Genomic DNA, 9,428 nt, shown 5'->3' with positions numbered 1-9,428 from the left:
GAGACGATGTGCACATCGTCTCTACAGAAGCGGCGCAAAAAGGTATTGGCATCTAACTCCCAGCCCGCACCGGCGGGCGATAACTACCTATAACTCCCTTTTAACTCCTGATTGGCATTTTTTATAAATCTGCGTAATCTGTGGTGAAAAGCAAAGTCATCCGCAACGCGAAGAACCACAAGTCTTGCAAATCAGGCAACCTTCCTGATAAACCAAAGTCTCATTGCCGCAATTCGGGCATTTCACGCCTTTGGCTTCCGTGCCGTCGAGCACATATTTCTTTAATGCACGCGACACACCGTTCTTCCACGTATTGATATTCTCACTATCGAGCTGGAGCGAATTGACCAACTTGATAACCTGTTCGATAGGCATCCGGTAGCGCAACACGCCTGAAATCAGTTTCGCATAATTCCAATACTCCTTGTTGAAGCGCTCGGACAATCCTTCAATCGTCATCTTATACCCACGCTTGTTCTCGAACTGGAAATCATAACGCTTCACGCCGTTCTCGTCATAATTCTTGATGATGCGGCCGCGGACTACCGATTTCGGCAATACAATGCCCTCGTCATCATCTTGCAGACCGGTAAATATTTCGTAAGGATAACCGTCGAGCAGACCGACGAACGCCACCCATTTCTCCTTGTTGTTCTGAAAACGCACCACATCGGCTTCGAGCACACGCGGGCGGACTTCCGTTACCTGAGGAGGCTTGCAATGGCATTCTTCCTCTTTCTTGTCGTCTTTCTTCTTGGCAGAAAGCAACACGCCTGCACGCGAACCGTCGCGGTACACCGTACATCCCTTGCAGCCCGACCGCCATGCCTCTACATACAGACGGTTCACCAACTCTTCGTCTACGTTGTTCGGCAAATTGATGGTCACGCTAATCGAATGGTCCACCCATTTCTGGATGCGTCCCTGCATCTTGACCTTCATCAGCCAGTCCACGTCGTTCGAAGTCGCTTTATAATAAGGAGATTTCGCCACCAGGTCGTCAATTTCCTCTTGCGTGTAATGCTTGTCAGGGTCATAACCGTTCACCTTCATCCACGTCAGGAACTTGTGATGGAACACCAGGTATTCCTCGAAAGCGTCTCCCGTTTCGTCCACAAAGTCGATGCGCACGTTCTCGTCATTCGGATTCACCTTGCGCCGGCGCTTGTAAACCGGCATAAACACCGGCTCAATGCCCGAAGTGGTCTGCGTCATCAGGCTGGTGGTCCCCGTAGGAGCAATGGTCAGGCACGCGATGTTACGCCGGCCGTACTTCTTCATCTCCTCATAAAGCCCGGGGTCGGCTTCACGCAAGCGGTTCACGAACGGATTGTCCTTCTCGCGTTCCGTATCGTAAATCTCGAACGCGCCACGTTCCTTTGCCATAACAACCGAAGAACGGTATGCCTCCAGCGCAATGGTTTTCTGCACCCGTTCGGCAAACTCGGTTGCCTCTTCCGTCCCGTAGCGCAATCCCAAAGCCGCCAGCATGTCGCCTTCGGCAGTGATGCCCACGCCCGTACGGCGTCCCATGCCCGACTTGCGGTAAATCTTTTCCCACAAATGGCGCTCCGTACCTTTCACTTCTTCGCTTTCGGGGTCGGAATCTATCTTTTCCATGATTTTCTCTATCTTTTCCAGCTCCAGGTCGATGATGTCGTCCATGATGCGCTGTGCCAAAGCCACGTGCTTCTTGAACAAATCGAAATCGAAATAAGCCTCCGGAGTAAACGGATTGACCACATACGAATACAGGTTGATGGCAAGCAGACGGCAAGAATCGTACGGGCACAGAGGGATTTCGCCGCACGGGTTGGTAGACACGGTGCGGAAACCCAAGTCGGCATAACAATCGGGCACCGACTCGCGGAGAATCGTGTCCCAGAACAACACGCCCGGCTCTGCCGACTTCCACGCGTTGTGCACGATTTTCTTCCACAAAGCCGAAGCGTCAATCTCTTTCTTCACCATCGGATGAGGCGAACTGATAGGGAACTGCTGCACATACGGGCGGTTTTCCACGGCAGCTTCCATAAACTCATCGTCCAGCTTCACCGACACATTGGCTCCCGTAACCTTTCCTTCGGTCATCTTGGCATCGATGAAAGCTTCCGAGTCGGGATGCTTGATAGATACCGTCATCATCAGCGCCCCGCGGCGTCCGTCTTGCGCCACCTCGCGCGTAGAGTTGGAATAACGCTCCATAAATGGCACCAGCCCGGTAGAAGTCAACGCCGAGTTCTTTACCGGCGAACCTTTCGGGCGGATGTGCGACAGGTCGTGCCCTACCCCTCCGCGGCGCTTCATCAGCTGCACCTGCTCCTCGTCGATGCGGATGATGGCCCCATACGAATCGGCAGCTCCGTCCAGCCCGATTACGAAGCAGTTCGACAAGGACGCAATCTGATAATTGTTTCCGATGCCCGTCATCGGGCTTCCCTGCGGAATGATGTACTTGAAATGATCAAACAGGCGGAACAGCTCTTCTGCGCTCAACCCATTCGGATACTTGGCTTCGATACGTGCCACTTCATTCGCGATACGCCAATGCATATCTTCGGGAGATTTCTCGTAAATATTGCCGAAAGAATCCTTTACGGCATACTTGTTCACCCACACGCGGGCGGCAAGCTCGTCTCCCTTGAAATAATCCAACGAGGCATTATATGCTTCGTCGTAACTGAACGTCTGATTTTCCACGATTAATGAGTATTTTGATTAAAATCTATCGTCTTTCATAAGGTGGTACAAAGCTAAAGATGTTTTTCCAATCTGCAAAACAAAAAAGAAAGTTTTCCAAAACAAAATCTTAACAAACTGATTCACAGAACTTTATTAACACACAAGCATCTTGTAAGTTTTCTTTTTGGGAGAACTATAGTTTTAACATAGTTTATCTAACAAAGAAATCAAGACAAGCTACACAAGCAAGAAAACCACCTTGTCCGGCTCGTCCGCACACACGATTACTTTGCAAAAACATTCCCATTAATATAGACAAAGAAGCCCACCCTCGCGCCAATGCTTCTACGTGACCGGCACAACGCGACTATCTTCCTTCATGTCCGCATATAATTGAAATGGCTTATGCACATATATGCATGAATCATCCTTGCAATCTCGCAGATTCATACAGCATAACCACTCATGACTTTTTCCGGAATGACCTCATTTCATATAAAGAACAAGCTCTTCCGGTATTGGACGTTTCAAAAGAAAATGCTACCTTTGCAACGATAGCGCTCAGTTACAACATCACTAAAACAAAAGGTATCAATGCGGCAATAATATGAATACATACAAGCTCCTCCCTTACGGCATATCAGACTTCCGGCGGATCCGGAAAGAAAATTATTATTATGTAGACAAAAGTGCCTATATCCAACGCATGGAAGATGTGGCGAGTTTCCTGTTCCTTATCCGCCCGCGCCATTTCGGGAAAAGCCTTTTCCTGTCCATGCTCCGCTATTATTACGACATCAACGAAAAAGAAAATTTCAGAGAACTGTTTAAAGGGCTTTGGGTAGCAGACCATCCTACCCAATGGCAAGGCAAATTTCAAGTGCTGCACTTAGACTTCTCGCAAGTCGGAGGAAATGCAGATGCACTCCCTTTGAATTTCAACCGCTACTTCGGAGTGCGGTTAGACGATTTTGCAGAACGTTATGCCGCCTATTATCCCGCCGACTTTGTAGAAAGAATAAGAGGAGCGCAAGACGCAAACACCAAGTTCGCCCTTATCATTGCAGCAGCCAGCGCACGCAACCATAAACTGTATCTGATAGTAGACGAATACGACAATTTCACCAATACCATACTGAACGAAGAAGGTGAAGCCATTTATCATGCCATAACCCACGCCAGCGGCTTCTACCGTGATGTATTCAAGAAATTTAAAGGCAACTTCGACCGTATCCTGATGCTGGGAGTCAGTCCCGTGACCTTAGATGACGTGACCAGCGGTTACAACATCGCCACCAGCATCACGATGGATGCCCGCTTCAACCGGATGTTAGGGTTCAGCGAAACAGACGTGCGCGAAATGATCCGTTACTACCAGTCTGCGGGTACATTAAAAGCCGATGAAGAACATCTGATAGCAGAAATGAAACCCTGGTACGACGGATATTGCTTTTCAGAAGAGGTAGTCTATACAGACCCGAAGATGTTTAACTGCGATATGGTTACTTATTATTTGAATTACTATATCCAACACGGATGTGCCCCTAAAGAAATGGTAGACCGCAACACGTGTACAGATTACACGAAATTGGACAAGCTGATTAAGTTAGACCAGTTAGACGGTGATCGCAAAGGCGTATTATTGGAAGTGGCAGAAAAGGGAACAACTACCGGCATCGTAGCCAATTCATTCCCGGCATCCCGACTGACCGACCCGGAAATATTCAAGAGCCTGTTATTCTATTACGGCATGCTGACCATCACGGGAACTTACGGAATCGAGCAAGAACTGGGCATCCCGAACAACAACGTACGGAAGCAATATTACGATTTCTTATTGAACGAATACAAAAAGGTACACCCGATAAACCTTTCTCCGTTGCTTCGCAGCTATACCGACGCAGCTTTCAAAGGGAATTGGCATCCCATGCTGGAACATATTTTCAAAGCATATCATGACACCACCGCCATCCGCAGCCTGATAGAAGGTGAACGGAACTTGCAAGGTTTTATGAATGCTTACCTCAGCTTGAACCCTTACTACCTGACCGCCCCCGAAGTGGAATTGAATCACGGTTATTGCGATTTCTTCCTCATGCCCGACCTGGTACGTTGGCCCATGGTAAAGCACAGCTATATTTTAGAATTGAAATACCTGCCTGCCACAGCTACCGATGAGAGAGCGGAAGCACAACGGACGGAAGCCATAAAGCAAGTGAAAGACTACGCTTCCGGTCCCAAAGTGCAAACACTCATCCAAGGAACCACATTGCATCTTATCGTTGCCCAAATCAAAGGATACGACTTAATAGGACTGGAAGAAGTGGAACGGGAATAAAATATGGGCGATGCCTGCAGTATGGTCATACGAAATTCAGGAAATATTCCTCTTGAACTTTCAAGACCATATAATAATATTTGTCTTTCTTCATTGCTTCTTATATTTACGTTGGAAATCTGCTATAAACTTTTTTAACCGTTCATCCATCCCCGTTTCCACATCAGAGAATTGGAAGTTTCCCGGAACCGCATAAACATAATAATCCTGATAATTCCCGCATTCCGACAGCGTCTGAAGCCGCACTGCATAGTCGTTTGAAAAAGTCATCATTTCGTAAGATGCCTTCACATAGCGGTCAGCTCTTGGCAATTTTCCCGACCCTTCACTGCCATTCCCTATATGTTCCAATGACCCTCTTTCTATAGGTACGCAACCAAGAATGTCGTAGCAGTCTTTCTGCAGCAGCAACAAGACCTGACAATCTCCATAACCGAACCTCGGTGCACAAATTCCACCTTTCGTTTCTTTAATCATCCATATCAAGTCCGGGCTCTTATAACCCGAAGCAGCTTTCTTTTTCAAATCCGACCAATAACCTTCCCTACCTTCCTGTGTATTGCCGATGTACAGAGGATCATAGTGCATATAGCTGTCATCACGTTCCGCAAGTCCCAGTTGCTTTTCCAACTCATGTATCTCCCTGTTCATCTCCTCCCGTTTTTTCTCTTCTGCTTTTTGCTCTTTAATCTTTTTGGGTGTTTTGCTATAAATCCATTTACCTATATGATACATGGCAATAAACGGACTGCAAAGCACTAATCCGCCGATGATGGCCCCAAAAAGGAGATCATCTTTATCTATTTTCATTGTTATCGTTTTTTTCATTCTTTTCCCTTTCTATCGTTTCCCATATGCCTTTATACACCGGATAAGCCAACAATTGGAATACAGGCAACGTACGTCTGCTTCCACAACGCTTGCAAGGCATCGGGACGGAATAGACCATTGCACCGTATTCCACATCCGGTGCCATAAAGACTTTCTTGCACTCGGTGCAGATGAATAATGTTTTTCCTCGTACCATAGTTATTGTTTTTTAAGAAAGTGTTTCTCCTATTCTTTCAGCCGCCTGCAAGCAGCCTGTGCCTTCACATGCCTCTGCTTAGCCGCCTCCTCATACCAGCGGACAGCTTTTTGCAAGTCCGGTTGTACACCTTCGCCTCGCTCATACATACAGCCCAAGGCGTATTCGCTTTCCACACAACCGGACACAATCGCTTTTTGGTGCCACTCAAACGCTTTTTCAAAACCCTTCTCAACTGAGTTGCCTATGCGATACATGTTTCCCAAGTAACACATCGCTTCCGGTAAGCCCTGCCCGACCGCTTTGCTTATCCATTGGTAAACCGTTCCCTCCGCATACGACGTGCAACAAAAAGGTGGTTCTTCCAGATATTTATCATATTTATACCTGTAACGCATGCGATCTAACATTGCGCCCACCTGATACTGCGCCTGTGCATGTCCACGTTTAGCTGCTTTCATAAACCAATAAAAGGCGACTTCAGAATTACGCATACTCCATGCCTCTCCGTTCAGAAACATCATCCCGGTGCGGTATTGCTCATCGGCCGTACCGTCTATGTCCGGCCTCCCTATACGTTTCCAAATACTCTCATAGATTGAATAATAGCACAATTGTTTCTCCAACGGCTTGTTCGGATTCAATTTATCTGAATGAAAAGGATCCAACTTCATCGGCATGGTACGTATGCTCCCACACCGTTCACAAGGCATCGGAACGGAATAGACCATTGCATCATATTCCACATCCGGTGCCCAAAAAACTTTCTTACACTCAGTGCAAATAAATAATGTTATTCCTCGTATCATAACTCATTCTGTTTTTTTATTGCAAGCCGCTACCTTAGCTTCCTCTTTAGAAACAACCGGACTTGCCGTGAACCCGATTGGGCGTTTCTCTTCTTTTTCTCTCAATTCGTTCTGCAACAAATCGCACATATCGTCTACGGCATGTTTTACATCCGCAAAATATTCATAGAAAAGCGAAAGCAGCATCTTGCGATTGGCAAAGTAGAAATGCGCGTCAACAATTAACACGTCACCGAATGCCTTTAGTGTCGACAAACGCTCCTCGTCTGTATTGACTTTATCCGCAATGAAAGTCTTACGCGGCAAATCCAGCTTTTCGTACATTTCATCCTTCAGCCGAAATGAAATGTCACACCGAGGATATTCCCCGTCCAAGTCGAACTCCACATTATAATAATAGTCTTCAAACAGCACCTGTATCATACCGTCTTTCACCTCCGCCTGTATGCCTTCCGCGGTCAGATAATCCACCACCGCCTTGCGCATCCGGCTAACGTCATAACGGAAAAACAGCCGTCTCCAAAAAGAAGTTATCGCCTTGTTCATATCACTGCTGAGTTTAGTTGATTAATACCTGTTCCGCTGGCTACGGTAAGCATACGAAACCTTCCAACGGTCCAGTTCCAATGCCCGCACACACAATTGAGGGTGCGAATAAAAAATACACTGATACTCCTGTTGTATCCGGTTCCAAAGCGAAGAGTGCTTCAGTGCCTCATACGCTTTTCCTTGTTCCACCAGACAGTCCGGCTGGCGGGAGTCTTCTTTCATTCCCGATGCCAACTTTATCAATACCGACTGATAGGTTTCTTCGCCAACGACTGCTGCCCCACAACGGTCGGCTGAAAGTTCGCTCTTCCTGTTCCAATATTGCAAAGCCAGATAAAGCGGCGAAAACATCATCCAAGGTATCAAGCCTAAAAACATGCCCATCTCTTTCAGCGTCTCATACATCGTGAGATACAACATATGCCGGCACAAGATATGACCGCACTCGTGAGCGATAACCCCCTTCAATTCCTCCTTGCTCATCCGCTCCACCAAACTGCTGGATAAGGCGATGAACGTACGGGTCTCTCCGTAAGTATAAGCGTTTATCATAGGATTGTTATAGACATACAGTTCTGGTTCCGTGATGCCGACTTGTCCCGTCACTTCTTTAAAAACGGCATAGATATCCGGATAATTTCTTGAGGTGACTCTTATCATATTCGCCAGATTCTCTCCTCGGTATTGGGCTTCGTAACCCCACTTCATGAACTTACGGACCAATCTTTCACAGCCTGGCACACTCTTTATCAACTGTATCGCTTTTGCATCTTCAGGATGCATAATGTCTTGCGCCCTCATGACCAATCCTCCTTTCTTCCATGAACCGCAAACGCATGCACGACACTTGTATCACGCAGGGAATCGTCACCCGGTAGGCCGGCGAAGCCAAATCGAAAGCCGCCCAACCTAAAGTGACCGCCCATCCTATCGGACCGCCTAAAATGCCGAACGCCTTATTCAGCAAATTACCACCAAACATCAATATACCCCTGCCTAACAGCATCTTCGAAATCATCTGCGCTACATAAAGCGCAATGCGGGTAAACAGCACGCCCCCTTTCCGTATCGCCATCTGGAGGGCAAACATTAACATAAATTTCTGCGGATGCTTCTCACCAATGTCCAATTGTTCCGCCATCTGCCGCAACTCTTCTTCCGGCATACGCCTTACCGTTTCCATACAGACCTTTTCCAGCAAATGTCTTTCTATCTCTGCGGTCTCTTCCAAATCGGAAAACCAAACCTCCATCTTCCGGCACACATCCTGCAATATCTCCCGATAGCGCACACCTCCCTTGCGGAACACATTCACTATCGTATTGCCACCAAAGCGTTGCAACTCGTTGGCAATCTCCTGCCACATACAAGGCAGACGGTCGGGGTAATACCGCAAGTAAGCGTCCGTATTTGTCAACTGTTCCGACAAACGCACATTCCCGTCCTTATCGGATGTCATCATATCCACCAGCGTCTTCAAGTCCTCGCTTTTGCAAGACGCTAAAAACTGCAAGTCCCTGTCTTCTTTCATATCTTTAATGTTTTTATTAGTTTGATAATGCAAAGGAAAGCAGGGACTAAGACAAAAGCTGTCCGATGGGAAAGGATTTTTATGATTTCTCTTGCTGTTCTTCGCGTAACTGTTTGATATAATCCAATTCCCCTTGGATATACTCAGTACGGTCATCGGTCTTTAATAACTTCTTTAGCAATTCTTCCGCTTCATCCAGCCGGTTCATATCCGTAAGGACATACGCACGCCTGCGGAGCAGGAAACAATAATAGCTGAAGGTTTCTTCCGTAAATTCTTCCTCCTTCAGTGCATCCAGCCGGTCCAACTCATCGTCTATCGCCTGAATGGCACGAGGGTCTTTGGCATGAACCAGGCAATTGATATATTCATAATTAGAGTTTATGTAATTTAGATTTGTTATATATCGCGCATACGCGTACCTTTGCGACATGAATTACCACGACCATAAAGACAACAGCAAAAGTTTCCGTGCCTTGACGGGAGTTAGCC

Annotated in this window: 9 protein-coding genes; 1 reads left to right on the top strand and 8 read right to left on the bottom strand. The window is 47.0% G+C overall.

The genetic code is table 11. From position 1 onward, the window contains the following. Positions 1-156 precede the first annotated feature (156 nt). Entirely contained in the window at positions 157-2,700 is a 2,544-nt protein-coding gene (locus B5F25_RS19925) for an adenosylcobalamin-dependent ribonucleoside-diphosphate reductase (protein WP_087251618.1), read from the bottom strand. A 589-nt stretch (positions 2,701-3,289) separates the two neighbouring features. On the opposite strand from B5F25_RS19925, the gene B5F25_RS19915 reads away from it, so the two are divergent. Further along, entirely contained in the window at positions 3,290-5,020 is a 1,731-nt protein-coding gene (locus tag B5F25_RS19915) for an ATP-binding protein (protein ID WP_087251617.1), read from the top strand. Positions 5,021-5,110: 90 nt separating this feature from the next. Here B5F25_RS19915 and B5F25_RS19910 read toward each other — a convergent pair whose 3' ends face one another. The 7 genes from B5F25_RS19910 to B5F25_RS19880 form a co-directional block, all read right to left on the bottom strand. Next, on the bottom strand, positions 5,111-5,830 hold the full coding sequence (locus tag B5F25_RS19910) for a hypothetical protein (RefSeq protein ID WP_087251616.1): 720 nt from the start codon (positions 5,828-5,830) through the stop codon (positions 5,111-5,113). Beyond that, positions 5,817-6,047 carry a hypothetical protein gene (locus B5F25_RS19905; protein ID WP_087251615.1) on the bottom strand — a complete coding sequence of 77 codons (231 nt, stop codon included), beginning with the start codon at positions 6,045-6,047 and terminating at the stop codon, positions 5,817-5,819. The genes B5F25_RS19910 and B5F25_RS19905 overlap by 14 nt, the downstream gene beginning before the upstream one ends. Before the next feature lie 29 nt (positions 6,048-6,076). Beyond that, on the bottom strand, positions 6,077-6,856 hold the full coding sequence (locus tag B5F25_RS19900; RefSeq protein ID WP_087251614.1) for a tetratricopeptide repeat protein: 780 nt from the start codon (positions 6,854-6,856) through the stop codon (positions 6,077-6,079). Between the two features lie 3 nt (positions 6,857-6,859). After that, a complete protein-coding gene (locus B5F25_RS19895; protein ID WP_087251613.1) occupies positions 6,860-7,402 on the bottom strand; it encodes a hypothetical protein in 543 nt (180 codons plus the stop codon). A 21-nt stretch (positions 7,403-7,423) separates the two neighbouring features. Further along, the gene (locus B5F25_RS19890) at positions 7,424-8,206 is read right to left on the bottom strand and encodes a M48 family metallopeptidase (RefSeq protein WP_087251612.1); all 783 of its coding nucleotides are present in this window, start codon (positions 8,204-8,206) and stop codon (positions 7,424-7,426) included. Beyond that, positions 8,178-8,936, bottom strand: coding sequence for a DUF3944 domain-containing protein (locus tag B5F25_RS19885; RefSeq protein ID WP_162614463.1), 759 nt, complete (start codon positions 8,934-8,936; stop codon positions 8,178-8,180). The genes B5F25_RS19890 and B5F25_RS19885 overlap by 29 nt, the downstream gene beginning before the upstream one ends. Before the next feature lie 79 nt (positions 8,937-9,015). After that, the gene (locus B5F25_RS19880; RefSeq protein WP_087251610.1) at positions 9,016-9,369 is read right to left on the bottom strand and encodes a hypothetical protein; all 354 of its coding nucleotides are present in this window, start codon (positions 9,367-9,369) and stop codon (positions 9,016-9,018) included. Positions 9,370-9,428 lie beyond the last annotated feature (59 nt).

It is taken from the genome of Bacteroides sp. An19 (assembly GCF_002160215.1).
GTDB classification, from domain to species: domain Bacteria; phylum Bacteroidota; class Bacteroidia; order Bacteroidales; family Bacteroidaceae; genus Phocaeicola; species Phocaeicola intestinalis.
Note: the sequence above shows the minus strand (reverse complement) of the source record. Positions and strands in the feature narration are given on the sequence as shown.